Annotated in this window: 22 protein-coding genes; 16 read left to right on the top strand and 6 right to left on the bottom strand. The window is 59.5% G+C overall.

Features of this window, described 5'->3' with window-relative positions:
• Positions 1-183: 183 nt before the first annotated feature.
• Positions 184-2,256: a formate hydrogenlyase transcriptional activator FlhA gene (gene flhA / locus HMPREF1144_RS00665; protein WP_042926687.1), complete on the top strand. Its 2,073-nt coding sequence runs from the start codon at positions 184-186 to the stop codon at positions 2,254-2,256.
• Positions 2,257-2,373: 117 nt separating this feature from the next.
• Positions 2,374-3,321 carry an alpha/beta hydrolase gene (locus tag HMPREF1144_RS00660; RefSeq protein WP_004853533.1) on the top strand — a complete coding sequence of 316 codons (948 nt, stop codon included), beginning with the start codon at positions 2,374-2,376 and terminating at the stop codon, positions 3,319-3,321.
• A gap of 111 nt (positions 3,322-3,432) precedes the next feature.
• Here the strand turns inward: HMPREF1144_RS00660 and HMPREF1144_RS00655 are convergent, their stop codons facing one another.
• The 4 genes from HMPREF1144_RS00655 to HMPREF1144_RS00640 form a co-directional block, all read right to left on the bottom strand.
• Positions 3,433-4,833, bottom strand: a complete 1,401-nt coding sequence (locus HMPREF1144_RS00655) for a glycoside hydrolase family 1 protein (protein ID WP_009651603.1) — start codon at positions 4,831-4,833, stop codon at positions 3,433-3,435.
• A gap of 54 nt (positions 4,834-4,887) precedes the next feature.
• The gene (locus HMPREF1144_RS00650) at positions 4,888-7,080 is read right to left on the bottom strand and encodes a CBM35 domain-containing protein (RefSeq protein WP_186385423.1); all 2,193 of its coding nucleotides are present in this window, start codon (positions 7,078-7,080) and stop codon (positions 4,888-4,890) included.
• A gap of 15 nt (positions 7,081-7,095) precedes the next feature.
• Positions 7,096-8,433 carry a maltoporin gene (locus tag HMPREF1144_RS00645; protein ID WP_009651545.1) on the bottom strand — a complete coding sequence of 446 codons (1,338 nt, stop codon included), beginning with the start codon at positions 8,431-8,433 and terminating at the stop codon, positions 7,096-7,098.
• A gap of 223 nt (positions 8,434-8,656) precedes the next feature.
• Positions 8,657-9,928 (bottom strand): PTS cellobiose transporter subunit IIC, encoded by a 1,272-nt coding sequence (locus tag HMPREF1144_RS00640; RefSeq protein ID WP_009651627.1) that lies wholly within the window; start codon positions 9,926-9,928, stop codon positions 8,657-8,659.
• Positions 9,929-10,102: 174 nt separating this feature from the next.
• On the opposite strand from HMPREF1144_RS00640, the gene HMPREF1144_RS00635 reads away from it, so the two are divergent.
• The 9 genes from HMPREF1144_RS00635 to sitD all read left to right on the top strand — a co-directional run bounded on the left by HMPREF1144_RS00635 (position 10,103) and on the right by sitD (position 17,821).
• Positions 10,103-10,417: a PTS sugar transporter subunit IIB gene (locus HMPREF1144_RS00635; RefSeq protein ID WP_004104871.1), complete on the top strand. Its 315-nt coding sequence runs from the start codon at positions 10,103-10,105 to the stop codon at positions 10,415-10,417.
• Positions 10,418-10,426: 9 nt separating this feature from the next.
• Positions 10,427-11,749 (top strand): PTS cellobiose transporter subunit IIC, encoded by a 1,323-nt coding sequence (locus HMPREF1144_RS00630; protein WP_004134311.1) that lies wholly within the window; start codon positions 10,427-10,429, stop codon positions 11,747-11,749.
• Positions 11,750-11,772: 23 nt separating this feature from the next.
• Complete coding sequence (locus tag HMPREF1144_RS00625) at positions 11,773-12,087, top strand: PTS lactose/cellobiose transporter subunit IIA (RefSeq protein ID WP_004853544.1); 315 nt, start codon at positions 11,773-11,775, stop codon at positions 12,085-12,087.
• Positions 12,088-12,280: 193 nt separating this feature from the next.
• Complete coding sequence (locus HMPREF1144_RS00620; RefSeq protein ID WP_009651610.1) at positions 12,281-13,195, top strand: ROK family protein; 915 nt, start codon at positions 12,281-12,283, stop codon at positions 13,193-13,195.
• 56 nt (positions 13,196-13,251) lie between these two features.
• Complete coding sequence (locus HMPREF1144_RS00615) at positions 13,252-14,214, top strand: LacI family DNA-binding transcriptional regulator (protein WP_004124158.1); 963 nt, start codon at positions 13,252-13,254, stop codon at positions 14,212-14,214.
• Between the two features lie 178 nt (positions 14,215-14,392).
• On the top strand, positions 14,393-15,310 hold the full coding sequence (locus tag HMPREF1144_RS00610) for a metal ABC transporter substrate-binding protein (protein ID WP_004853549.1): 918 nt from the start codon (positions 14,393-14,395) through the stop codon (positions 15,308-15,310).
• Positions 15,307-16,128: a manganese/iron ABC transporter ATP-binding protein gene (locus HMPREF1144_RS00605; RefSeq protein WP_009651588.1), complete on the top strand. Its 822-nt coding sequence runs from the start codon at positions 15,307-15,309 to the stop codon at positions 16,126-16,128. The genes HMPREF1144_RS00610 and HMPREF1144_RS00605 overlap by 4 nt, the downstream gene beginning before the upstream one ends.
• Positions 16,125-16,973: an iron/manganese ABC transporter permease subunit SitC gene (gene sitC / locus HMPREF1144_RS00600; RefSeq protein WP_009651543.1), complete on the top strand. Its 849-nt coding sequence runs from the start codon at positions 16,125-16,127 to the stop codon at positions 16,971-16,973. Before HMPREF1144_RS00605 ends, sitC begins: the two co-directional genes overlap by 4 nt.
• A complete protein-coding gene (gene sitD, locus HMPREF1144_RS00595; RefSeq protein WP_009651625.1) occupies positions 16,967-17,821 on the top strand; it encodes an iron/manganese ABC transporter permease subunit SitD in 855 nt (284 codons plus the stop codon). Before sitC ends, sitD begins: the two co-directional genes overlap by 7 nt.
• A gap of 200 nt (positions 17,822-18,021) precedes the next feature.
• Here the strand turns inward: sitD and HMPREF1144_RS00590 are convergent, their stop codons facing one another.
• Entirely contained in the window at positions 18,022-18,372 is a 351-nt protein-coding gene (locus HMPREF1144_RS00590; protein WP_042926683.1) for a nitrous oxide-stimulated promoter family protein, read from the bottom strand.
• A gap of 76 nt (positions 18,373-18,448) precedes the next feature.
• Positions 18,449-18,733 carry a SelT/SelW/SelH family protein gene (locus tag HMPREF1144_RS00585; protein ID WP_004853555.1) on the bottom strand — a complete coding sequence of 95 codons (285 nt, stop codon included), beginning with the start codon at positions 18,731-18,733 and terminating at the stop codon, positions 18,449-18,451.
• A 215-nt stretch (positions 18,734-18,948) separates the two neighbouring features.
• Between HMPREF1144_RS00585 and HMPREF1144_RS00580 the strand changes: the two genes are divergently transcribed.
• From HMPREF1144_RS00580 to HMPREF1144_RS00560, 5 genes are all read left to right on the top strand, one after another.
• Positions 18,949-21,318 (top strand): TonB-dependent receptor domain-containing protein, encoded by a 2,370-nt coding sequence (locus HMPREF1144_RS00580; RefSeq protein ID WP_009651590.1) that lies wholly within the window; start codon positions 18,949-18,951, stop codon positions 21,316-21,318.
• A gap of 71 nt (positions 21,319-21,389) precedes the next feature.
• On the top strand, positions 21,390-22,430 hold the full coding sequence (locus HMPREF1144_RS00575) for a hemin-degrading factor (RefSeq protein WP_009651602.1): 1,041 nt from the start codon (positions 21,390-21,392) through the stop codon (positions 22,428-22,430).
• On the top strand, positions 22,427-23,245 hold the full coding sequence (locus HMPREF1144_RS00570; protein WP_004853558.1) for a heme/hemin ABC transporter substrate-binding protein: 819 nt from the start codon (positions 22,427-22,429) through the stop codon (positions 23,243-23,245). The genes HMPREF1144_RS00575 and HMPREF1144_RS00570 overlap by 4 nt, the downstream gene beginning before the upstream one ends.
• Positions 23,245-24,240, top strand: coding sequence for a FecCD family ABC transporter permease (locus HMPREF1144_RS00565; protein WP_009651562.1), 996 nt, complete (start codon positions 23,245-23,247; stop codon positions 24,238-24,240). Before HMPREF1144_RS00570 ends, HMPREF1144_RS00565 begins: the two co-directional genes overlap by 1 nt.
• Positions 24,233-25,012 carry a heme ABC transporter ATP-binding protein gene (locus HMPREF1144_RS00560; protein WP_009651537.1) on the top strand — a complete coding sequence of 260 codons (780 nt, stop codon included), beginning with the start codon at positions 24,233-24,235 and terminating at the stop codon, positions 25,010-25,012. Before HMPREF1144_RS00565 ends, HMPREF1144_RS00560 begins: the two co-directional genes overlap by 8 nt.
• Positions 25,013-25,097: the final 85 nt, after the last annotated feature.

Here is a 25,097-nt window from a genome sequence, read left to right as displayed (position 1 = left end):
CTGCGCGCACCTGTAGCCCGGCTAAGCGCAGCGCGAGCCGGGAAAAGCCAGCATGATTATCCAGCCCAAACCAGCGGGCACCCACGGATGGGTTAATGGCGGTCACAACCGCTTTATTAACAGACTATTATTTGTGTCATCACTTTCTTCTGCGCCGCTTTGCGGCGCTTTTGGACTTAAGCAATGTCGTATACACCGATGGGCGATCTTGGGCAGCAGGGTCTGTTTGATATCACCCGCATTTTATTACAGCAGCCGGATCTGGCCGCGCTGAGCGAGACGCTGACCGGCCTGGTGAAGCAGTCCGCGCTCGCAGACCGGGCGGCGATTATTCTGTGGCATTCCGGCAACCATCGCGCGGTCCGGCACGCCTGCGACGACGCGGGGCAGCCGGTGAGCTACGAAGATGAAACCGTCCTCGCCAACGGCCCGGTTCGACGCCTGCTCTCGCGCCCGGATGCGCTGCATTGCGATAGCGCCACCTTTGCCGAAACCTGGCCGCAGCTCGCCGGCAGCGGACTCTACCCCACCTTTGGCTATTACTGCCTGCTGCCGCTGGCGGCGGAAGGGCGTATTTTCGGCGGCTGCGAATTTATTCGCGACGACAACCGGCCGTGGACCGAAAAAGAGTACCAGCGGCTGCACACCTTTACGCAAATCGTTGCCGTGGTCACCGAACAGATCCAAAGCCGGGTCAGCAACAACGTTGATTACGACCTGCTGTGCCGGGAACGCGACAACTTCCGCATCCTGGTGGCGATCACCAACGCCGTGCTCTCGCGGCTGGATATCGACGAACTGGTCAGCGAAGTGGCCAAAGAGATCCATCGCTACTTCCGCATCGACGCCATTAGCGTGGTGCTGCGCAGCAACCGCAAAGGCAAGCTCAATATCTACTCCACCCACTACCTCGACGCCAGCCACCCGGTGCACGACCAGAGCGAAGTGGAAGAAGCCGGTACCCTGACCGAGCGGGTATTCAAAAGCAAAGAGATGCTGCTGCTCAACCTGCATCAGCACGACCCGCTGGCGCCGTACGAAAAAATGCTTTTCGAGATGTGGGATAACAAAATTCAGACCCTGTGCCTGCTGCCGTTGATGTCCGGCAATACCCTGCTTGGGGTGCTGAAGCTGGCGCAGTGCGATGAGAAAGTCTTCACCACCACCAACCTCAAGCTGCTGCGGCAAATCGCCGAGCGCGTCTCGATCGCCATTGACAACGCCCTCGCCTACCGCGAGATTCAGCGCCTGAAAGAGCGGCTGGTCGATGAGAACCTCGCCCTGACCGAACAGCTTAACAACGTTGAGAGCGAGTTTGGCGAAATCATCGGCCGCAGCGAGGCCATGAACAGCGTGCTCAAGCAGGTGGAGATGGTGGCGCAGAGCGACAGCACGGTGCTGATCCTCGGCGAAACCGGCACAGGTAAGGAGCTGATTGCCCGCGCTATTCATAATCTGAGCGGCCGCAATAGCCGCCGGATGGTCAAAATGAACTGCGCAGCGATGCCCGCCGGGCTGCTGGAAAGCGACCTGTTTGGCCACGAGCGCGGCGCCTTCACCGGCGCCAGCGCCCAGCGTATCGGCCGTTTCGAACTGGCGGACAAAAGCTCGCTGTTTCTCGATGAAGTGGGCGATATGCCGGTGGAGCTGCAGCCGAAGCTGCTGCGCGTCCTGCAGGAGCAGGAGTTCGAGCGTCTCGGCAGCAATAAGCTGATTCACACCGACGTGCGCCTGATCGCCGCCACCAACCGCGATCTTAAACAGATGGTCGCCGATCGCGAGTTTCGCAGCGATCTCTACTATCGGCTGAACGTCTTCCCGATCCACCTGCCTCCCCTGCGCGAGCGGCCGGAGGATATTCCCCTGCTGGTGAAGGCCTTCACTTTTAAAATTGCCCGCCGTCTCGGGCGCAACATTGACAGCATTCCGGCGGAAACGCTGCGCCTGCTCAGCCGCATGGAGTGGCCGGGTAACGTGCGCGAACTGGAGAACGTCATTGAGCGCGCGGTGCTGCTGACCCGCGGCAGCGTGCTGCAGCTCTCCTTACCGGAAATGAGTATCGAGACGGAGCCGCTGGCGGCGGAAGTGCTGCCGGAGGAAGGGGAAGACGAATACCAGCTGATTGTCCGGGTGCTGAAAGAGAGCAACGGCGTGGTCGCCGGACCGAAGGGCGCGGCCCAGCGTCTGGGATTAAAGCGCACGACGCTGCTTTCGCGCATGAAACGCTTGGGTATTAATAAAGACCAGCTGCAGTAGGTACATCTTCAGAACGCTGTTTCATTTTGATTTTAATGAAACAGCGTTCTGTGAGACAACTCGCTTTACCCGTTCCTGATGAATGATAAATAAGCCTTTTCCTTAATGGAGATGCTTATGACGCGTTTACCTCTGGCCGCCGCCATCGCTTTGCTTTTGGCTTCTCAGGCTGCATTTTCCTCTCTTCCCACCTTTTCAGTCTGGCCCGGCGGTGAAGCGCCCGGCGCGAAAAACAGCCCGGCGAGCGAATCGCTGGTGGAGCGCAGCAAAGACCCCTCGCTGCCCGATCGTGCGGTCACCGGCGTTCGCGCTCCGACAATTACCGTTTACGCGCCGGAGAAGCCCAACGGTATCGCGCTGCTGGTGACGCCGGGCGGCTCTTATCAGCGGGTGGTGCTGGATAAAGAGGGCAGCGATCTTGCCCCGGTGTTTAACGCCCGGGGCTATACCCTGTTTGTGATGACCTACCGGATGCCGGCGGACGGTCACGCGGAAGGCAGCGAGGCGCCGTTGGCCGATGCCCAGCGCGCGCTGCGTACCCTGCGGGCGCGGGCCGCCGAGTGGCATATCGACCCGCAAAAAATCGGCATTATGGGCTTTTCCGCCGGGGGACACGTGGCGGCAAGCCTGGAGACACGCTATAGCGAACCGGCTTACGCCGCCGTGGACGCGGTTGACCAGCAGAGCGCGCGGCCGGACTTCGCGGTGCTCGGCTATCCGGTTATTTCCATGGATCCGGCAATTGCCCATCCCGGATCGCGCAAGGCGTTGATTGGCGAAACGCCGACGGCGGAGCGGCAGCGTCGCTATTCACCGGAGCAGAACGTCACGCCGCAAACGCCGCCGACCTTTATTTTCCACGCAGTGGACGATCCTTCCGTGCCGGTGGATAACGCGCTGGTGATGTTTAACGCCCTGCGCGCGCATCAGGTGCCGACCGAGCTGCATCTGTTCGCCGAGGGAAAACACGGATTTGGCATTCGCGGGACCCGAGGCCTGCCCGCCGCCGAGTGGCCACAGCTGGCGATGAACTGGATAGCCTCGCTGGCGGAAATGAAAAAATAGCGCTGGTAATCCCCGGCTCGCGGCTGACGCCTTAGCCGGGCTACCTGTCCGCAGACGCTGGGGACCTCGTAGCCCCGGTAAGGCGTCAGCCGCCACCGGGGGGTTGCAGAGCTATTTATCAGAACTGAAGCCGTTGCTGGTCGCCAGTTCGGCAAACCACAGCGCGTTGCGCTTTATCTGCCGCTCTCCGGTTTGCAGATTAAGCCGCCAGAAACCGTAGCGGCGCTTGAACGAGTTAATCCACGACCAGTTATCGATAAAGGTCCACTGATGCACGCCAAAGCAGTTCGCGCCGTCGGCTATCGCGCGATGCAGCTGCACCAGATGCTCTTCCATCAGGCCGATGCGGAACGAATCGTCAATCACCCCGTCTTCGCCCGGCTCGCCTTCCGACTCAATATCCATCGCAATACCAATTTCCGCGAGGAACCACTTTATATTGCCGTAGTTATCGCGAATATTGGCGGCAATGTCATAAATCGCCTGCGGCAGAATCTCATTATTATCGCGATAAGGATTAAAGCGCCCTTGCGGATTCACGTAGTTTTCGAAATAGAACTCCGGGGTGAAATAATCCAGCGTATAGTCGCTTTCGCGCGCCTTCACCCGCCGCGGAACGTAATAGTTAACGCCGAGAAAATCGACGCGCGATCCGGTAATCAGCTCCACGTCGGCTTTTGTCACCTCCGGCAGGCAGTCGTGCGCGGCCAGAATTTCGCACAGCGCTTTCGGGAACTGATGCTTCACCAGCGGATCGAGGAAGCTGCGGTTGAAGAACAGATCCGCATACCACGCCGCTTTTTGATCTTCCGCGCTGTCGTTGCGGGTATAGGAGGGCGTCAGATTCAGCACCACGCCAATCCCGCTTTCCAGCGCCAGCGCGCGAAACTCGCGCACCGCTTTGGCGTGGGCCAGCATAATGTTGAACGCCACCTGCGCCGCCAGCCTGCCGTCTTTCTTGCAGGGATAGTGGAAGTCGTACAGGTAGCCGCCCTCAACCGGCACAATCGGCTCGTTGAAGGTAATCCAGTATTTCACCTTGTGACCGAATAGCTCAAAAGCGGTACGGGCAAAACGCGCGAAGAGATCCGTCACGTGCGCCGACTCAAAGCCGCCGTACTGCTTTTGCAGCGCTTCCGGCATGTCAAAATGATAGAGGTTGATCATCGGCTCGATGCCGTTTTCAATCATCTCATCAAGGTAGGCATGATAGAAACGCACCGCGTCCGCATTGGGCGCGCCGGTTTCGAAGTCATCAATCAGCCGCGACCACTGAATCGACGTGCGGAAGGAGTTGAACCCGGTCCGCTTCATCAACGCCACGTCCTGGGGATACTGATGATAGGTGTCGCAAACGGTTTGCGGCCCAATCTGCTGATAAAAACGTTCCGGCTGTTCGGCAAACCAGCTATCCCAAATAGAACGGTGCGGCTTGTTGCTTATCCCTTCCGTTTGCGGACCAGATGCCGCCGCGCCCCAAAAAAAGCCTTCCGGAAACTGATACCGGGTCATAACGCCTCCTGTAAGTTAAAAAAGGCCGCACCCAACGGGCGCAGCCAATAAGCACTACTCTGCAACCACTTCAATCGATTTGATAAACATGTAGCCCCAGTCGCCGGCAAATTTACCGAAGTCGATGCGGTTATCGCCGGCCTTCAGCTCAACCGGCACCTGCAGCTGCTGGCCCTGTTCATCGGTCTGCGGGAATTCAACCGCGATTGGCGCGCCGTCGTTGACGATAAACGAGTTTTTCTTGCCGCCCCATTTGCCGCTGAACGTCACCCGCAGCTGATACTTGCCGGCCCACGGCGCGGAAACCTGCCAGCTGACCTTATCCCCGTCGTTGGCGAACGGCCCGAGGAAGCCCTCTTCGTCAATCGTCAGCGCGTCTTTCTCACTTTTCGCCGCCTCAATTTTGCCATCGGTCACGTTCAATACCCCGCCGCCAAAACGGCAGTAGTCGGCGGGAACTTTACCGACGGCTTCCGTCACCGTGACCTTAACGGTTTTGCTGCTTTTGAGCAGGCCGTCATCGGCGCTAAAAGTCAGCGCGTATTCACCGGGAGCGCTGAACCAGGCGCGGGTTTCGGCTTTATCCGTCGCGCAGAAGTGGGCCTGCGCGCTGCCGCCGTTGCTCCAGCTCACCGTCACGTTGCGGTCCGGGAGGGCGTCATCGCGCCAGCTCGCGCTGAGCTGCACGCCCTGGTCCTGGCTGGTGGTGAGCGTCTCCGCCAGCGCGACTACCGGCGCCTTATTCGCCTGGGTATGCTTCACGCTAATCACGTTCGAAGGCGATGAACTGCCGCTCTCGTTTTTAGCGATGACGCGGTAATAGTACGTATTCCCCAGCCGCAGACTGCGATAGTCATCGCGGAACAGATCCATCGTCTGCGGGTTCCACTCGTTAACGCCGTCGGCAATGTCGCGCCCCACCACCTTCCACGGCCCGGATGGCGAATCGGCGCGCTCAACATCGTAGGCGCGCCCTACCGCCGCCCCCAGCCAGTTGATCGCAAAGGGTGAATCCGTCGGCCGCAGCGTCGGCGCGTCAGGTTTCGGCAGCGGCGGCGCTTTCTCCTGCCCGTTCATCTGCGCCGCGGCGGTACGCACCAGGTCGACCACCTCCATCTCCTGGTTGGCCTTACCTTCGACCGGGAAGCCCGGCAGATGGTAGCTATAGTGACCGGTGGACTCTTTGTGCCAGTAGAAGCCGCCGTCGTGACGATGACCGCGGAAGCCCCAAATCAGCCCGCCCGCCGCCTGCGCGCCGTTGACTTCGCTATGGACGATCGACTGCATAATGGCGTTAAGCTGCTGCGCGTCCAGCAGGCCGAATTCGCCCACCATATAGACTTTCTTACCCGCCGCCGCCGTCAGGTCTTTTTTCACCTGATCGGGATGGTTGTTATCGGCATTGGTGTAGTAGTGGTTGCTGACGATATCGACATGGGGATCGTTGAGCGCAAACCCGTTAATTTTCTTGTAGGTGCCATCCACCACCAGCTGATGCGGCGCCCACTTTTTGATCCACGCGGCGGTCTGTTGAAGAAACGCCGCGTTGGTGTCTTCCAGTTCGTTGCCGGTCTCCCAGGCCATAATCGCTTTTTCGTCGTAATAAGGACGACCGGTCACGCTGTTGGTACGGGTGATGACCTGGCGAATCACGTCAAGATAGGCCTTGAAGGTTTTACTGTCGGTACGGTAAAAATCCTCCGGCTTTTCGTGGTAGAACGCCGCCAGCTGCTCGCGACCGCCCCACCACCACCAGTGATCGATAAACGGCAGGATCAGGCGCAGCCCCTGTTTGTCCGCCTCGGCGATCATGTTGTCGTATACCCGCATTGCCTTTTCATTCAGGCGCGGCATGCCGTCGGCGGTTTCCGGGGCCTGAATATGGGTTTCGCGACCGCAGGCCTCGTCAAACGTCTGCTGCACCGAGAGCACGTATACCCGCTGCGCCCTGGCGCCGGTTTGCACGAGCGCTTTAATCCAGTTTTCCTGTTCCTCCGCCGTCGGCCAGCGGAAATATTGCCCCCAGCCGCGCGAGTCGGCCTTGCAGGTACCGCGCGCATCATCCTCGATACGGTGCAGTTCCGGCGCATGAATGCCCGCAAAGCGGAACACCTTGTCGCCATCTTTTAACGTTGCGCCGTCGCGGGTAATAAAGTGTTCAAAGTGCGACTGCTCCGCGGCCATCGCGCCTGCGCTTCCCAGCGCCGAAAGCAGCGCGACGAGCATCAGTTTTTTCACCGGCTTAATCATCGTTATCTCTCCTTAGAACCAGACTTCGGCCTGCACGCCGAAGTTCAGCGTATCGGTGTCGCCGCTGCGCGAGTAGCTACCGGCGGAAAGGGTATTGGTGCTCCAGTCGTAGTTGCCGTCCAGCGCGTCGGACACCCCTTTATCCCACTTCGCGTAAGTCACAAAGAAGCGCAGCTGCGGGCGAGTCCAGAAGCCGGAATCAAAGGTCAGGGTCGGCGCGATGGTCACTTTCGTCAGGCCGCCTTTGCCTTTACCGTCCACGCCTTTGTAGTTTTTATCGTCGAGATATTCGTAGCCCAGCTCGTACTGCATGGCGAAGTTTTTGGTGATCTGCTGGTACGGGCGAATCCCCGCCACCCAACTGGTGCGCCCCCAGCCTTCGGCGTCTTCCGTCCACCAGCGGTAGTTTTTGTCTTTCTGATAGTAGGCGAACGTGGAGATTTCCCAGTCGCCGAGCGAGGCCATGTTATCCAGCACCACGCGCCAGGACTGGGTATCGTCGAGGTTTGCCCAGCCCCAGCCGTTTTTACCCAGCGAGTCTCCCGCCGCCAGGCCGCGCCCGTACTGGAAGACCACGCGAGAGTAGCCGCCGGTCAGGCCGTAAAAGCCGTCAAAGTTGTAAACGCCGGTCACGCCGTAGCCCTTCTCCGCCGAGGTCGGGTGCTTCTCGTTGCGGTTCATGTGGTGGCCAATCAGCTCAAGATCGAAGCCGGTGCCGCCGATCTTTTTCAGCCACAGGTTGAGCGAGTAGTCATCCGGATAGCCCTGATCGCCTTTGTCGACCGGGTAGGCTTTGGTTTCATCCGTCGGCGAGAAGGCGTAAACCCCGGCATCGAAGCGCGCGAAGCCGAGATCCATGTTGTCGAAGCCGCCGCCGGTACCGTTGTACTGAATGTACTCCCAGTCGAACTGGTGGCTGGAGGTGTTGGAGCTGCTGTAGCGCTTACCGGCCCAGAAGGTCATTTCCGGGGCGAAGTCGAGGTTTGACAGTTCGGCAAAACCTTCACGGAACTGCACATCATGCCCGTCGTCATCCTGGCAGTTCCAGTCTGAGGTGCATTTCGACTGATGGGTAATGTTGGCCTGGACTTTAGCCACCACGCCGGTGTCCGAGGTTAACGTCACCGTCGGGATCAGTTCGATCTTGGTGTCCTCTTCGTTGCCCAGACGCCACTTGCCGTCCGGCATCAGGCCAACGGAGTCGGCGCGGTTACCGTCGGCGTTGGCGAGGATCCCCGAACGGATATAGCCGTGGAGCATAAAATCGTACTTCGGATCGGCGATGGCGCAGTCGCTCATCACCGCGAGGGCGAGTAAAGACAGAGGTATTGAATGATTTAGCCTGATCATTTTTTATCCTTGGTTATTTTTTTATTAACACTGCCTGAGAACGGGAGGAAATTTACGGATCAAAATTGGAAATGTACATCCGCAAACGGAAATCGCTTTCCGTAATTGCCGGATGAGTTCACAAATTTAACGATAGCGGGCAAATATTCGTGATTTAGATCACATCTTTAAGCGGAAATAAAAAAGCCCGCGCGCGGCGGGCTGTGGCAGGCAGGGGAAAAGCTTAGCGTTCGGCGTCGGCGAGCTGCCGTTCATAGACCTTGAAGAACGGACGATAGAGCATCCAGGCATTAAAAATGGCGAACAGGCACATGCAGAGGTTTTTCCAGCTGCCGTTGGCTGACCACGCCGCGCCGAGCGGCGCCGGCATCGACCACGGCAGCATCGCCACCGCCCGATCGAGAACCCCAAGATGGGTTAAATACCAGGCGATACAGGCATTTATCAGCGGTACGAAAAGAAACGGCAGCAGGAAAACCGGGTTCATGATAATCGGAAAGCCGAACAGTATCGGCTCATTGATGTTAAACAGCGAGGGCAGCAGGCCAATTTTCCCCACGCTTTTCAGCTGCCGCGAACGGCTGCGCATCGCCATAAACACCAGCGGCAGGGTGGAGCCGATACCGCCGATTAGCAGGTAGAAATCCCAGAATCCCTGCAGGTAGATATGCGGCAGCGTGGCGGAACCGGCGGCCAGCGCCTGCTGGTTTTCAAACAGATAGGTCATCCAGAACGGGTTCATAATCCCGGTGATAATCAGCGCCCCGTGAATGCCGACAAACCAAAGCAGGTTGCAGATAAATAAAGAAATTAATACCGCGGTTAAGGTATCGGACGCCACCACCAGCGGCCGCACCGCTTCGCTAATCAGCTCCGGTAAAATGCGCCCGGTGCTCTGCAGCAGCAGCGCGTTGATGACGCTAATAGAGAGCATCACCACCAGCAGCGGGATCAGCAGCTGAAAGCCGTTGCGGGTCATCACCGGCACCTCTTCCGGCAGGCGGATGCACCAGCCTTTCTTATAGAAAAAGCGCACGATTTCAATCGAGTAAGTGCTTGAAATCAGTGCGGTAAAAATCCCCATTCCGCCGAGGAAAATATTGGTTGCGCCGTTGTCGCGAAAGCCGATAAACAGCAAAAACGCCAGGCAGCCGGTCAGCCCGCAGAGCCGCTCCGGCAGCCGGTACTGCTTGGCAAGGCTGGCGCTGGCGCCGAAGGCCACAATCAGCGCCACCAGCCCGATAGTCAATTCAAAGGTTGGCAGCAGAATGGGCCGCAGCTGGAAATAGAACTGGCCGAAAGCCGATGCGCCGTCGATGGAAACGGGCGGAAACAAAATCGGCACCAGCAAACTTCCGACAATCACAAACGGCATCGCCAGCGCAAAGCTGTCGCGCATCGCCGTAATATGGTTATTGCGCGTCAGAACGTTAGCCAGCGGCGCCAGCCGCTGCTCGATGATGTCGACGACAACATTCATCAACTGAATGTTCATAGTCCTGCCTTATAGGAATAGTTTATCGCCAGGATGATCGCGAACTCCCGGATAAAGTAAAAGCCCGCCATAGGTGATCGTGGTCACAATAAATAAATCCACAAACGGAAAGCGCTTTCCGTTTTATATCCATTATGACTATAGTCGGCGCATCCATCTCATCAGGAGCGATATATGAAAAAGATAATGTTGTGCTGTTCCGCGGGCATGTCCACCAGCCTGCTGGTGAAAAAAATGATCGCCGAAGCCGAGCAGCGCGGTCTGCCGGTGGAGATCAACGCCTTCGGCGTCGCGGAATTCGATCAACAGGTTGGCCATTACCAAGTGGTCCTGCTGGGGCCGCAGGTGAAATACATGCAGAAAGATCTGCAAAAGCAGGCTGATAAATACGGTATCCGCGTGGAACCCATCAACATGATGGATTACGGCATGCAGAAAGGCGGCGCCGTACTGGATTTCGCGCTTTCCCTTATCGATAACAAAAACTAAGGAAAGATCATGAGCTCTCTGTACGCGAAGCTGATCGCCGTGATTGAACAGAAGATCACGCCTATGGCGGGGGCGATCGGCCAACAAAAATACGTCACCTCCATTCGCGACGGTTTTATTACCGCCCTGCCCTTTATGATCGTCGGCTCGTTTTTGCTGGTCTTTATCTTCCCGCCGTTTTCCCCGGATACGACGTGGGGATTTGCCCGCGCCTGGCTGCAATTTTCTCTCGATCATCGCGATGCGCTGATGCTGCCGTTTAACTTCAGCATGGGGGTGATGACGCTGTTTATCGCCGTCGGGATCGCCGCCAGCCTGGCGAAACACCACAATCTGGACTCGCTGACCGCCGGGATGCTGTCGCTGATGTCGTTCCTGCTGGTGGCCGCGCCGCTGAAAGATGGCCAGATCTCCACCGCCTACTTCTCCGGCCAGGGGATCTTCACCGCAATTCTGGTGGCGATTTACTCTACCGAGCTGTACGCCTTCCTCAAGCGCCACAATATTACGATCCGTCTGCCGCCGGAAGTGCCGGCTGGCGTGGCGCGCTCGTTTGAGATCCTGATCCCGGTGCTGGCGATCGTGCTGACGCTGCATCCGCTGAACCTGTTTATCGAAGCGCAGCTGGGCATGATCATCCCGGAAGCGATCATGTCGCTGGTGAAACCGCTGGTGGCGGCGTCCGATACCCTACCGGCGATTCTGCTGTCGGTGCTGGTGTGTCAGGTGCTGTGGTTTGCCGGGATCCACGGGGCGCTGATCGTCACCGGGATTATGAACCCGTTCTGGATGGCGAACCTGTCGATCAACCAGGCGGCGATGGCCGCAGGCACCGCGATCCCGCATATCTACGTCCAGGGCTTCTGGGATCACTATCTGCTGATCGGCGGCGTCGGCTCCACCCTGCCGCTGGCTTTGATGCTGCTGCGCAGTAAGGCGGTGCATCTGCGGACGATTGGCCGGATGGGCGTGGTGCCGGGCGTATTTAACATCAACGAGCCGATTCTGTTTGGCGCGCCGATCATTATGAATCCGCTGTTCTTCCTGCCGTTCGTGCTGGTGCCGATGATCAACGCAACCCTGGCCTACTTTGCGCTGAAGCTGGACCTGGTGAGCCGCGTGGTGTCGATGACGCCGTGGACGACGCCGGCCCCTATCGGCGCCTCGTGGGCGGCGAACTGGAGCTTTAGCCCGGTGATCATGTGCCTGATTTGCATGGCGACGGCGATGGTGATGTACCTGCCGTTCCTCAAGGCCTACGAAAAACAGCTGCTGGAGCAGGAGCACGCTAACGCGGCGGCCCAGGCCGAAAGCGCGCCGCAGTCCGCATAATTCATACTATTCAGAGGTTTGTCATGGAATTAGAAGAACAGGTAATGGGTATCATCATCAACGCCGGGCAGTCGCGTAGTCTCTGTTACGAAGCGCTGAGCTGCGCTAAAGCGGGTGATTTCGCCACCGCCGACGAAAAAATGAAAGAAGCGGCGCATTTTGCCCGCGAGGCGCATCTGGTGCAGACCCAGCTGATTGAGGCCGACGAAGGCGAGGGTAAAACCAAAATGACTCTGGTGATGGTTCACGCTCAGGATCATCTGATGACCTCGATTCTGGCGAAAGAGCTGATCGGCGAACTGATCGCCATTTACCGCTCGCGACCGCTGCACGCGTAGGGTTCCCCCTCTCCGGGGGAGAGGAGATGACGTAGCCCGGGTAAGGCGTTTACGCCGCAACCCGGGAAAACGGTAAATGCTCATGTCACCTGGCTGGCTGACTTCCCGGCTCGCGCTGCGCTTAGCCGGGCTACCTGAACTGCACGCGTAGCTCCCTCTCGGAGAAAACCGGCAACCACGATTAAGGACAACCATGCTACATCTGGGTTTAGACATTGGCGGCACCAAAATGGAAGCCGTCCTGCTCAACGCGGCGGGCGAATGCGTCTATCGCCAGCGCCGTCCGACGCATAAAGAGAGCTATCAGGCGTTTATGCAGCAGCTGCTCGGACTGATTGCGACCGTCCGCGACTGGAGCGAACGGCCGTTTACTCTCGGCATCGGCCTGCCGGGGGCTATCGACCCGCAAAGCGGCCTGATTAAAAACTGTAACTGTCTGGTACTCAACGGCCACGACCTGCGTCATGACCTGATGCGGGAGCTCGGTCAACCGGTATGGATGGCGAACGATGCCGACTGCTTCACCCTCTCTGAGGCGGTGGACGGCGCGGGCGCGGGGGCAACGACCGTATTCGGCGTTATCATCGGTACCGGCTGCGGCGGCGGCGTTGCGGTGAACCAACGGCTGCTCAGCGGGCCTAACGCCATCGCTGGCGAATGGGGACACAATCCTCTGCCGGGCTATTGCCCCGAGCGCGACGGCCCGGCGCAGCCCTGCTACTGCGGCAAAGAAAATTGCATCGAAAGCTTTATCTCCGGTACCGGCTTTGCCCGCCGCTACGGCGAGCAGGCGCCTGCGGAAGCGATTATCGCCGCCGCGCAAAACGGCGAACCGCAGGCGCTGGCCCACTGGCGGCATTTTATTGACGCTTTCGGCCGTAGCCTGGCGTCGGTAATCAATATCCTCGATCCGCAGGTGATTGTACTGGGCGGCGGGCTCTCCAACGTCGGGCAAATCTATGAGCAGCTGCCGTCGGCGATTGTCCCGTATCTCTTTTCCGACAGCTGCCGAACGCAGATCAAACAGGCCCGCTTCGGCGACGCCAGCGGCGTGCGCGGCGCGGCCTGGCTGCCGGTTCTGGCCAACGCTGAAGCCGGTCGGCGGTAGACACTTTTTTCAGCAGGTATGCTAAGCTAGGCGAAAATATTCAGACAGAAAATGCCATGCCAACCATTGATGATGTTTCAAGATTAGCGAATGTCTCCCGAGCGACGGTATCCCGCGTGCTGACCGGCACGCGGGGCGTGCGCGAAGAGAGCCGGGAAGCGGTGCTGCGCGCGGTAGAGGAACTTAACTACCGCCCGAGCTTTGCCGCGCAAAACCTCGCCAGTCAGACATCCAATCACGTGGGGCTGGTGATCCCGGCGAACGATGACAGCAGCGGCGCGCGCCTGCTGCCGATGCTCTCGCTAGCGCTGAAGGGGCTGAATAAAAACCTGATTGTTCAGTACGTCACGGATGCGGCGGAACAGGCGGCGGTCGTCGACGATTTACAGCGCCAGTGCGTGGCGGTGGTGGTGCTCGGCGCCGTCCCGGCGGATGCGCCGCGCAACGTGATCTCCTTTGACCGCTTCAGCATTGCCGGGGTCAATAATCAGGGCTACGACTACGCTTTTGCCACCGAAAGCGCCTGCCGCTACGTGATCGGCAAGGGCCATCGCAATATCGCGCTGCTCGTTGATAACGACAGCGATGACGCCAGCCGCCAGATGCTCGAAGGCTATCGCAACGTCCTGCAAAACTACTCCATCCCTTTTAACCGGCAGCTGATGCTGGCGGCCAACGATAACGTTGAACAGGCGCTGCTGACGCTGATTAACAGCTTCAGTAAATACTCGGTGATTATCGTGAAACGGGACCGCTACGCCGCCGAAGCGATGCGCCTGCTGCGCGAGTTCAACGTTGCCGTACCGCAGGAGGTCTCGCTGCTGAGCCTGGAAGATTCTCCCCTCGCCTCGCTGCTCAATCCGCCGCTGACCTGTATCTCCTGGCCGCTGGAGCAGCTGATGGAGAACTGCCTGCAGCGTATCCGCAACCTGATTGACGAGCGCCCCACCTTCTCTCCCGAAGGGCGCACGCTGGCGGGCCGCCTGATCCCCCGCCAGTCGGTGGCCGATCTCTCCTGATTTCAGCGTCCGGCCTTCCGCGTGGCCGGGCCTTTTCCTCTCCCGCCGCGGGTTCGCACGCTAATCATTCGCCTCACATCTAAATAAGAATTATTTTCATTTATAAATAGCTTGTGCTATATAACATAGCAATGGCTATAAATGATGATTAATTAACCGCAACGTTGTGAGGGACCTTATGCTGCACCTGCCACCCCTGAAGCATCTGATGTTTGCCGCCACGCTGGCGCTGCTGGCCGTCGCCCCCGTCCAGGCACAAGAGAAATTTAAAGTGATTACCACCTTCACGGTGATCGCCGATATGGCGCAAAACGTCGCGGGCGACGCCGCCGACGTCAGCTCCATCACCAAACCGGGAGCCGAGATCCATGAATATCAGCCGACGCCCGGCGATATCAAACGCGCGCAGGGCGCGCAGCTGATTCTCGCCAACGGCCTGAACCTTGAACTGTGGTTCGCCCGCTTTTATCAGCACCTGAACGGCGTACCGGAAGTGGTGGTCAGCAACGGCATTCAGCCGATGGGCATCAGCGAGGGGCCGTATAACGGTAAGCCCAACCCGCACGCGTGGATGTCGGCGGACAACGCGCTGATCTATGTCGATAACATTCGCGACGCGCTGGTGAAGTACGATCCTGAAAATGCCGACGCCTATCGCCACAACGCCGAAGCCTACAAAGAGAAGATCCGCCAGACCATGGCGCCGCTGAAGGCGGAACTGGCGAAGCTGCCGAAGGATAAGCGCTGGCTGGTGACCAGCGAGGGCGCGTTTTCTTACCTGGCCCGCGATAACGGCCTGCAGGAGCTCTATCTGTGGCCGATCAACGCCGACCAGCAGGGTACCCCGCAGCAGGTGCGCAAAACCATCGACACCATGAAGAAAGAGCGCATCCCGACCATTTTTAGCGAAAGCACTATTTCCGATAAACCGGCGCGTCAGGTGGCCCGGGAGGCCGGCGCTCACTACGGCGGCGTCCTGTACGTCGACTCTCTGAGCGCCGCCGATGGCCCGGTGCCAACCTGGCTCGACCTGCTGCGCGTCACCACCCAAACCATCGTCCAGGGCATCAACGACGGACTAAGGAAACAGGCATGAGTCACGAGCTGCCGGGCCTCGCGGTCAACAACGTCAGCGTCACCTGGCGCAACGGTCATACCGCGCTGCGCGATGCTTCGTTTAGCGTCCCGCGCAGCGCCATCGCGGCGCTGGTCGGGGTAAACGGCTCGGGAAAATCGACGCTGTTTAAAGCGCTGATGGGCTTTGTGCACGTCGGAAAAGGCGATATTGCGATTCTCGGTCAGCCGGTTAATCGCGCCCTGCGGCTGAACCTCGTCGCCTACGTTCCGCAGGCGGAAGAGGTGGACTGGTCCTTCCCGGTGCTGGTGGAGGATGTGGTGATGATGGGGCGCTATGGCCATATGGGCTGGCTGCGGCGGGCCAAACCGCGCGACCATGAGATTGTCGACGCCGCCCTGGCGCGGGTCGGTATGAGCGAGTACCGCCACCGCCAGATTGGCGAACTCTCCGGCGGGCAGAAAAAGCGCGTGTTTCTGGCCCGCGCTATCGCTCAGCAGGGAAAAGTCATTCTGCTGGATGAACCCTTTACCGGCGTCGACGTGCAGACCGAAGCGCGCATCATCGAGCTGCTGCGGGAACTGCGCGACGAAGGCTGCACCATGCTGGTTTCCACTCACAACCTCGGCTCGGTAAGCGAGTTCTGCGACTACACGGTGATGGTCAAAGGCACCGTGCTGGCCAGCGGCCCGACGGAAAGCACCTTTACCGCCGAAAACCTCGAGCTGGCGTTTAGCGGCGTGCTGCGCCACGTGGTGCTGAGCGGCGCGGAAGAGCGGATTATCACCGACGATGAGCGGCCGTTTATCAGCCGTCGGGCGGCGGGAGGCGAAAGATGAGCTGGCTGCTGGAGCCTTTTGGTTATCACTATATGCTGAACGCGATGTGGGTCTCGGCGCTGGTGGGCGGGGTGTGCGGGTTTCTCTCCTGCTACCTGATGCTTAAAGGCTGGTCGCTGATTGGCGACGCCCTCTCCCACTCCATCGTGCCCGGCGTGGCGGGCGCTTATATGCTCGGTCTGCCCTTCGCGCTGGGGGCGTTTCTTTCCGGCGGCCTGGCGGCGGGCAGCATGCTGTTTCTTAACCAGCGTTCGAAGCTCAAGGAAGACGCAATTATCGGCCTGATCTTCTCCTCTTTTTTCGGTATTGGCCTGTTTATGGTGTCGCTGAACCCGACTTCAGTGAATATCCAGACCATTATTCTCGGTAATATTCTGGCCATCGCCCCGGAGGATATTATCCAGTTGGCAGCGATTGGCTCTATTTCGATGGCGATTCTGCTGCTGAAGTGGAAAGACCTGATGGTGACCTTTTTCGATGAGAACCACGCTCGGTCCATTGGTCTGAATACCACCGCGCTGAAGCTGCTGTTCTTTACCCTGCTGGCGGCCTGTACCGTGGCGGCGCTGCAGACCGTCGGCGCGTTTCTGGTGATTTGCCTGGTGGTGACCCCCGGTGCCACCGCCTGGCTGTTGACCGACCGCTTCCCGCGCCTGCTGGCGATTGCCGTCGCGATTGGCAGCCTGACCAGCTTTTTCGGCGCGTGGCTGAGCTACTATCTGGACGGGGCGACCGGCGGGATTATCGTCGTCGCCCAGACGCTGCTGTTTTTAGCCGCTTTTGTTTTCGCGCCGAAGCACGGCCTGCTCGCCAGCCGTCGCCGCGCCAGGGAGGCCTCATGCTGAGCGCGCTGCTTGAACCTTTCCAGTTTTCCTTTATGGTCAACGCCATGCTGGTGGCGGCGATCGTTGCCATCCCCTGCGCGCTGCTGTCGGTGTTTTTGGTGCTCAAGGGCTGGGCGCTGATGGGCGATGCCATGAGCCACGCGGTTTTTCCGGGCGTAGTGGTGGCGTATATCCTCGGTATCCCCTTCGCCATCGGCGCGTTTATCGCCGGGCTGTTCTGCGCCATCGCCACCGGTTATCTCGACGATAACAGCCGCATTAAGCGTGATACCATCATGGGCATCGTCTTTTCCGGGATGTTTGGCGCGGGCCTGGTGCTGTACGTGTCGATTCAGTCGGAGGTCCATCTCGATCATATTCTGTTTGGCGACATGCTGGGTATTTCCGCCAGCGATATTGTACAAACGTCGCTGATTGCGCTGGCGATTGCGCTGATAATCGGGCTTAAGTGGCGTGATTTTCTGCTGCACGCCTTTGATCCGCAGCAGGCGAAGGCCAGCGGATTGCGCTGCGGGCTGCTGCATTATGGGTTGCTGTGCATGATTGCGCTGACCATCGTGGCGACGCTGAAAGCGGTGGGGATCATTTTGTCGATTTCGCTGCTGATAGCGCCGGGGGCGATCGCTCTGCTGCTGACGCGACGTTTTGTCAGCGCCCTGCTGCTGGCGGTGGCGATGGCGTTAAGCTGTTCGCTGGGCGGCGTGTGGCTGTCGTTTTATCTCGACAGCGCCCCGGCGCCGACCATTGTGGTGCTGTTTACCGTCCTGTTCGTTATCGCGTTTGTCTGGACGTCGGTTCGCGATAGTCAAACCACGGCTCGTTCAGGCGAAGCCCCGGGTCGCGGCTGACGCCTTACCCGGGCTACAGACCGCACGAATTGTAGCCCGGCTAAGCACAGTGCGAGCCGGGGAGTTTATTGCTGGACGTCGGTTCGCGATAGTAAAACCACGGCCCGTTCCGGCGAAACCCCGGGTCGCGGCTGACGCCTTACCCGGGCTACAGACCGCACGAATTGTAGCCCGGCTAAGCACAGCGCAAGCCGGGGAGTTTATTGCGGCTTTTTGGGCCGATACTTATCCGGTAACTTCGGTACCGGGCGTTTGTCATCGATCAGGTGGCGAATCGTCAGGATCGGGTGCCGCCAGAGCATCCGCGGCCCCGCCCAGCGCATAATCTGCTTCATCTCTTCGCGTTTCGCGGGCTGATAGCAGTGCACCGGGCACTGCTTGCAGGCGGGCTTTTCTTCGCCAAATACGCACCTATCCAGCCGCTTGTCGGCATAGCCGTTGAGCGCCTGATAGTATTCTGTATCGTCACGGGCCTCCGGGCAGCGGCGCTGGTAGAGCGCAATCATGCTGCTAATGGTCTTTTTTTCCCGCGCAATACGTTTGCCCGCCATCGCCTGTTCCCCCCGATAAAGATGCATTCATAATACACATTAAGAGAGGGCGATGCAGCCCCATACTCCCTGAGGATTATGCCGGTTTATCCACGTGCCCCAGCGGTTTTTCCGGGAAGCACACATCGCGCACCCGGCGCTTGAGTTCCGCCGCGTCGGGGAAACCGCCATCCTGCTTGCGCTCCCAGATTTGCACATCATCAACGGCCACCACGAAGATCCCGCCGGTTCCCGGAACCAGCGTGACCGAAGCGATATCGGTGCTAAAGCTGTGCAGCAGTTCCTGTGCCATCCAGCTAGCGCGCAGCATCCAGTTGCACTGCGAACAGTAGGTGATGGTAATCGCGGCTTTATGGCTCATCGGCTTCTCGCTGTCGGTAAAAGGGCAAATTGTAAACAACTTGCAGATTAATTGAAGATAACATGATTATTTTGTTGCAAACGATAATACCTATCATTACCATTCGCAATCAATAAGCATGGAGAAAAAACGTCCAGTAACGGAATAACCGGACACACCTGCACTCTGGAAGTAACGCGTGAGCCAATACTAATAATGATTAAGGCGTGGCTACTATGTATAACTCCACTCAATCAACAGCATGGTTCAAGAAAAGCCTGCTGGTGACTTCTTTGCTTACAGCAATTTATCAGACTTCCGCCGGGGCGGCTGATACCACCGCGAAAACCACCAGCAGCGCATCGACTGATGACAGCTCGGAACGGATGACCGTTACCGCGCCGGCGCCGTTGCTGAAAGCGGGCAGCGAACATTCGATCGGCGCTCAGGAGCTGCAGGATAAAGGGGCCAACGACTTTGGCTCGATCATGCGCTACGAGCCGCTCATTAGCGCCACCGGCGCCAGCGGCGGTTCCGGCAACGGCAAAAGCGGCTTCGACCGCGGCGGCTATACCGGCTACAACATACGCGGCATGGAGAGCAACCGCGTCGGGATCGACGTCGACGGCATCGCCCAGCCGAACGCCACCGGGCGCAGCTACGCCAGCCGCGCGGGCCTTAATACCTTCGGTATGGGTCGCGACTATATTGACCCCTATATGTACGGCAGCATCGATATTCAGTCCGGGGCGACATCAACCGAAACCGCTAACAGCGCCATCGGCGGCAACGTCTCTTTCCGCCCGAAATCCGCGGATGACTATCTGCATCCGGGCAAAACCAGCGCCTTCGGCTACCGCAGCGGCTACGACTCGTCCGATCGCAGCTTGCACAACGGCGTCACCGTTGCCGGCGGCGACGAGACCCTGCGCGGGATCTTCGTCTACAGCCGTCGCGACGGTCAGGAGACGGAGAATAACAGCGGGACCGTTGATTCCTATCCGGCAAACTGGCACTCCAACGCCTTTATGGCCTCGGGGATCTGGCAGCCGAATGACGAACATAAGTTCACCAGCACCTTCGATTATTACCATAAAACGAACCACACGCATTACGACGCCTGGGACTCCAGCGGCAACAGCGTTATCGGTACGTCAAACCAGACCAGCCAGACCCGCCGCTGGGGACTGAGCCTGAAAGACGACTGGACGCCGATGAACGACTATATCGACAGCGTATCGACCAAAGTCTACTACCAGCATACCGAGGCCCATGACTGGACCTATATGCCGGACAGCGTCACCCGCGCAATGCAAACGGTGAGCTCCGACTACGATACCGACACCTGGGGGATTCAGAGCGCGCTGGCGAAATCGATAGGCCGCCACGATCTGAGCGCCGGTTTTAACGCCAGCACAACGAAAACCCAGCGGCCGTTAACCCAGTCGCCAACCCCGAGCGCCTTTAGCCAGATTATGCAGCCGGACGCCGATAGCCGCGGCTATATCGTTGCCGGCTTCCTGCAGGACAAAATTAACTTCGACCTCGACGGCCATAACTTTGCGGTTATCCCGGGCATGCGCGTGATGCATCAGTCGACCAGGCCGGAAAACGTCGCCGATTTGGCCAACAACAGCAGCGTGCTGACCGGTTCCGACGTGTCAAATCTGTACGGTAAGAACGCTGATACCCAGGCACTGCCGTCGCTGGTCTTGCAGTACGATATCACCCCGCGCCTGATGACTTATCTGCAGTATCAGCGCGGCGCGCAGTTCCCGAACGCCAGCCAGCTTTACGGTTCGTGGAACCTCGGTTCCAGCTACGCCGGACGCGCCCAGTATGCGCTGATCGGCAACACCGATCTGAAAACCGAAACCAGCGATAACGTTGAGTGGGGGATGAAGGGTGAAGTGGCGGATGGCATCACCATGCGTACCGCGCTGTTCTACAACACCTATAAGAACTTTATCGCCTATACCCGCTACACCCGCGCCAATAATCCGACGCAGTTCACTAACGTACCGTCGAACATCTACACCATTTACCAGGCGGAAAACCGCGATAAAGCGTACATCTACGGCGGCGAAATCAGCGCTAAATTCAACTTTGGCACCTGGTTTGAAGAGGTTAACGGCCTGAGCGCCACCCTCGCTTACGGCTATAGTGAAGGGCAATCGAAATCCAGCTACAGCGGCGATAAGTACGTCGACCTCGATAGCGTCGCGCCAATGAAGGCCATCGTCGGCGTGGCGTGGGACGATCCGGCAAAAGTGTACGGCACCGCGCTGACCGCCACCTTTGTTAAGGGCAAGCGCGCCACCGCCACCAACCGCGAAAGCTATACCAACTCCGGCTCCGCGATTACCGATTCGACCAGCGAGTATATGCGCGTTCCGGGCTACGGCATGCTGGACTGGACCGCGTACTGGCAGGTCGCGAAGAATGTGCGCGTCAACGGCGGCGTATACAACATTACCGATCGTAAATACTGGGATTATCTGAGCAGCCGCAATATCGAAACGGCGACGAACCAGGACGCCAACGACAGAGCGCTGGCGGTGATGCCTGGCCGCACCTGGCAGCTGGGCGTGAACGTCGATTTCTGACCGGCCAATAATAAGAAACCTGCTCCCCGGCCGCGCGCCGGGGAAACTCATCGTAGAGAAGGATGTGAATTATGCACAACACCCAACCGCAACATACCCCGCTGTGGCAGCGCTATCTGACCACGAAAGCGCAATCTTCCGCGAAATACGCCCGCGATATCGCCGCCGAAATGGGGATTAGCGAAGCCGAGCTGACCGAAGCCCGCCTGGGCTACGATGCCGTACGTCTGCAGGACGACGCCCGCGCCATCCTGACGGCGCTGGAAACCGTGGGGGAAACCAAATGCATCTGCCGCAACGAATACGCGGTGCATGAGCAGGTCGGCGAATTTACCCATCAGCATCTGAGCGGCCACGCCGGGCTGGTGCTTAACCCGCGCGCCCTCGATCTGCGCCTGTTTCTCAGCCAGTGGGCCAGCGCTTTTCGCCTGAACGACAACGGCCGCCAGAGCATCCAGTTCTTCGATCCGCACGGCGACGCGCTGCTCAAGGTTTACACCACCCGGAATACCGACATGGCGGCCTGGGATGCGCTGATTGCCGGGCATACGCAGCAATCGCCTGCCCCGCTGGCGATTCGCCCCGCCGCTCCGCTGAAATATGCCGACTCCGCCGACGGCGAGGCGCTGGAAAACGAATGGCGGGCCATGACCGACGTTCACCAGTTCTTCGGCCTGCTGAGAAAATATAACCTGTCGCGCCAGCAGGCTTTCCGCCTGGTCAGCGACGATCTCGCCTGCCGCATTGACACCCGGACGCTGCCGGGCCTGCTGGAAACCATCCGCCAGGATGGCAACGAGATCATGATTTTTGTCGGCAACCGCGGCTGCGTGCAGATCTTCACCGGCGCGCTGGAAAAGGTCGCCCCGATGCGCGGTTGGCTGAATATCTTCAACATCGCGTTTACCCTGCATCTGCGCGAGGAGAGCGTGGATGAGATCTGGGTGACCCGCAAACCGACCTCTGACGGCCACGTCACCAGCGTCGAGCTGTTCGCCAAAGACGGCACGCAGATCGCACAGCTGTTCGGTCAACGCAGCGAAGGCCACCCGGAGCAGGCGCAGTGGCGTGCGCAGGTCGATCGTTTGACCACAGAAGGGCTACTCGCATGAAGCGCTGGCTGATATTACTTGCGGCGTTTCCGCTGTTGGCCAGCGCCGCCGCCGAACGCATTGTGTCGCTCGGCGGCGACGTCACGGAGGTGGTTTACGCTCTCGACGCCCAGCGGCAGCTGGTGGCGAAAGACAGCACCAGCACCTGGCCTGCCGCCGCGCAGAGCCTGCCGGATGTGGGTTATATCCGCCAGTTGAATGCCGAGGGGATCCTCTCCCTGCGCCCGACGTTGGTGCTGGCCAGCGCCCAGGCACAGCCCTCGCTGGTGCTGAAAAAGGTGGCAGAGAATAAGGTTAAGGTAGTCAATGTGCCGGGCGGCTACGACCTTCCGGCAATCGAAGCAAAAATTGGCGTGATTGCCGACGCCCTCGGTAAGCAGAGCGAAGGAAAAGCTCTGCGCCAGAAACTTCTTCAGCAGATCGCGCAAATTCCTTCCCAGCCTGTAAACAAGCGGGTGCTGTTTATCCTCAGCCACGGCGGCATGAATACCATGGTGGCCGGGAAACAAACCGCAGCGGACGGGGCAATCAGGGCGGCCGGGTTAGAGAATGCCATGCAGAGCTTCGACCATTATCGCAGCATGTCGCAGGAGGGCGTTATCGCAAGTAAACCGGACCTGGTGGTGATCTCCGCCGATGGGCTGAAAGGCATGGGCGGCGAAGCCGGGCTCTGGAAGCTGCCGGGACTGGCGCAAACGCCAGCGGGACGCCATAAACAGGTACTGGTGATAGATGATATGGCCCTGCTCGGCTTTGGCCCGCGTACCCCGCTGGCGGTGCTCGCGCTGCGGCAAAAAGCGGAGCAGTTGCCCTGATGCGCACCCACCCTGCCCGGCATCTGTGGTTAATGACGCTGCTGCTGATTGTCCTCACGCTACTCGCCACCACCCTGGGCGCCATGCGTCTGCCGTTGGCCAGCCTGCTGCCCTCCGGCGACGAGATCCTGAGAAACATCTGGCTGACCATTCGTTTGCCGCGAGTGCTGCTGGCGCTGCTGGTCGGCGCCGCGCTGGCGCTCTCCGGCTGCGTGATGCAGGGGCTGTTTCGCAACCCCCTCGCCGATCCGGGGCTGTTAGGGATCAGCGGCGGCGCGGCGCTGGCGGTCGCCTGCTGGCTGGTGCTACCTCTGTCGGTGCCGCTGCTCGTGGCGCTGTACGCCCCGATGCTGGCGGCGTTTATCGGCAGCATGGCGGTGATGGTGGTGATTTTTATCCTCAGCCGGGCGGGAGACGCCTCGCTTTCGCGCCTGCTGCTGGTCGGCATCGCCATTAACGCCCTGTGCGGCGCGCTGGTCGGGGTACTGGCGTGGATCAGCAACGATACCCAGCTGCGCCAGCTTTCGCTTTGGGGGATGGGCAGCCTCGGGCAGGCGGAATGGTCGACGCTGCTGGTGGCGGCCACGCTGATGATCCCGGCCTCTCTCGTGGTGTGGGCGATGGCTTCACGGCTTAACCTGCTGCAGCTGGGCGATGAAGAAGCGCACTACCTCGGCGTCAACGTTCGCGCCCTGCAGCGGCTACTGCTGCTGTGCAGCGCATTGCTGGTGGCGTCGGCGGTGGCTATCAGCGGCATTATCGGGTTTATCGGACTGGTCGTGCCGCATTTGATGCGGATGTGGCTGGGGCCGGACCATCGCGGCCTGGTCCCCGGTTCGCTGCTGTGCGGCGCGATGTTACTGCTGCTGGCCGACACGCTGGCGCGTACCGTTGCCGCCCCCGCCGAGATGCCGGTCGGGCTGTTGACCAGCGTACTCGGCGCGCCGTGGTTTCTGTGGCTGATTTTTCGTCGGGAGAAAGGGCCCCATGGATAACCGCTATAGCGCGCGTTCGCTGTCGCTGCGTCTGGGTAACCGGCAGATTATTCATGATGTTTCGCTCCAGCTCTGCGGCGGTGGAATGACGGCATTGATTGGCCCCAACGGCGCCGGTAAATCAACCCTGTTGCGCCTGTTGACCGGTTATTTAACGCCCGACGGTGGCGAACGGGTGGTGGAAGGCCGCCCGCTGGAGAGCTGGTCGGCAGAAACGCTTTCCCGCCGCCGGGCGGTGATGCTGCAGCGTACCCAGCTTCACGCCGACTGGCCGGTTGAGACGGTTATCGCCATGGGCCGTTCGCCATGGGGCGGCGTAGCAAATGAGGAGATGATCTGCCAGGTAATGAAAGAGACCGGCTGCGATCATCTGGCCGGAAGACGCTACCCTTCCCTCTCCGGCGGCGAACAGCAGCGGGTGCAGCTGACCCGCTGTCTGGCGCAGCTGTGGCGCGATGGCGCCCCCGAGGGCTGGCTGTTTCTCGATGAGCCCACTTCGGCGCTGGATCTCTATTACCAGCAGCACCTGCTGCGCCTGCTCAAACGCCTGACCTGCAGCAGCCGGCTGCACGTCTGCATAGTGCTGCACGACCTGAACCTCGCGGCGCTGTGGGCCGACCGGATTCTGCTGCTGCATCAGGGGAAGCTGGTAGCCGAGGGCACGCCGCAGGAGGTGATCCAGCAGCCGATTATCAGCCGCTGGTACGGCGCGGAGGTCAGCATGGGGGAACATCCCGATGCGGCCGTTCCGCAGGTCTATCTGGCGCCGTGAACTGATGAAATGATTATGCCGGGCGGCGGCTAACGCCCCGCCCTGTGAAAACGTTCCTTTCTGAACAGCGAAGCCGGTATGTCTA

The organism is Klebsiella sp. OBRC7, assembly GCF_000293135.1.
GTDB classification, from domain to species: Bacteria; Pseudomonadota; Gammaproteobacteria; order Enterobacterales; family Enterobacteriaceae; genus Klebsiella; species Klebsiella michiganensis.
This window is presented reverse-complemented; position numbering and strand designations above follow the sequence as displayed.

Excerpts from the sequence above, each read along its gene's own strand:
- HMPREF1144_RS00605 (WP_009651588.1), top strand. The coding sequence starts at position 15,307 with ATGAGTCACGAGCTGCCGGGCCTCGCGGTCAACAACGTCAGCGTCACC.
- HMPREF1144_RS00585 (WP_004853555.1), bottom strand. The coding sequence starts at position 18,733 with ATGAGCCATAAAGCCGCGATTACCATCACCTACTGTTCGCAGTGCAAC.
- HMPREF1144_RS00580 (WP_009651590.1), top strand. The coding sequence starts at position 18,949 with ATGTATAACTCCACTCAATCAACAGCATGGTTCAAGAAAAGCCTGCTG.
- HMPREF1144_RS00620 (WP_009651610.1), top strand. The coding sequence starts at position 12,281 with ATGCTACATCTGGGTTTAGACATTGGCGGCACCAAAATGGAAGCCGTC.
- HMPREF1144_RS00610 (WP_004853549.1), top strand. The coding sequence starts at position 14,393 with ATGCTGCACCTGCCACCCCTGAAGCATCTGATGTTTGCCGCCACGCTG.
- HMPREF1144_RS00655 (WP_009651603.1), bottom strand. The coding sequence starts at position 4,833 with ATGACCCGGTATCAGTTTCCGGAAGGCTTTTTTTGGGGCGCGGCGGCA.
- sitC (WP_009651543.1), top strand. The coding sequence starts at position 16,125 with ATGAGCTGGCTGCTGGAGCCTTTTGGTTATCACTATATGCTGAACGCG.
- HMPREF1144_RS00630 (WP_004134311.1), top strand. The coding sequence starts at position 10,427 with ATGAGCTCTCTGTACGCGAAGCTGATCGCCGTGATTGAACAGAAGATC.
- flhA (WP_042926687.1), top strand. The coding sequence starts at position 184 with ATGTCGTATACACCGATGGGCGATCTTGGGCAGCAGGGTCTGTTTGAT.
- HMPREF1144_RS00640 (WP_009651627.1), bottom strand. The coding sequence starts at position 9,928 with ATGAACATTCAGTTGATGAATGTTGTCGTCGACATCATCGAGCAGCGG.
- HMPREF1144_RS00575 (WP_009651602.1), top strand. The coding sequence starts at position 21,390 with ATGCACAACACCCAACCGCAACATACCCCGCTGTGGCAGCGCTATCTG.
- HMPREF1144_RS00625 (WP_004853544.1), top strand. The coding sequence starts at position 11,773 with ATGGAATTAGAAGAACAGGTAATGGGTATCATCATCAACGCCGGGCAG.
- HMPREF1144_RS00570 (WP_004853558.1), top strand. The coding sequence starts at position 22,427 with ATGAAGCGCTGGCTGATATTACTTGCGGCGTTTCCGCTGTTGGCCAGC.
- sitD (WP_009651625.1), top strand. The coding sequence starts at position 16,967 with ATGCTGAGCGCGCTGCTTGAACCTTTCCAGTTTTCCTTTATGGTCAAC.
- HMPREF1144_RS00590 (WP_042926683.1), bottom strand. The coding sequence starts at position 18,372 with ATGGCGGGCAAACGTATTGCGCGGGAAAAAAAGACCATTAGCAGCATG.
- HMPREF1144_RS00565 (WP_009651562.1), top strand. The coding sequence starts at position 23,245 with ATGCGCACCCACCCTGCCCGGCATCTGTGGTTAATGACGCTGCTGCTG.
- HMPREF1144_RS00560 (WP_009651537.1), top strand. The coding sequence starts at position 24,233 with ATGGATAACCGCTATAGCGCGCGTTCGCTGTCGCTGCGTCTGGGTAAC.
- HMPREF1144_RS00645 (WP_009651545.1), bottom strand. The coding sequence starts at position 8,433 with ATGATCAGGCTAAATCATTCAATACCTCTGTCTTTACTCGCCCTCGCG.
- HMPREF1144_RS00635 (WP_004104871.1), top strand. The coding sequence starts at position 10,103 with ATGAAAAAGATAATGTTGTGCTGTTCCGCGGGCATGTCCACCAGCCTG.
- HMPREF1144_RS00660 (WP_004853533.1), top strand. The coding sequence starts at position 2,374 with ATGACGCGTTTACCTCTGGCCGCCGCCATCGCTTTGCTTTTGGCTTCT.
- HMPREF1144_RS00615 (WP_004124158.1), top strand. The coding sequence starts at position 13,252 with ATGCCAACCATTGATGATGTTTCAAGATTAGCGAATGTCTCCCGAGCG.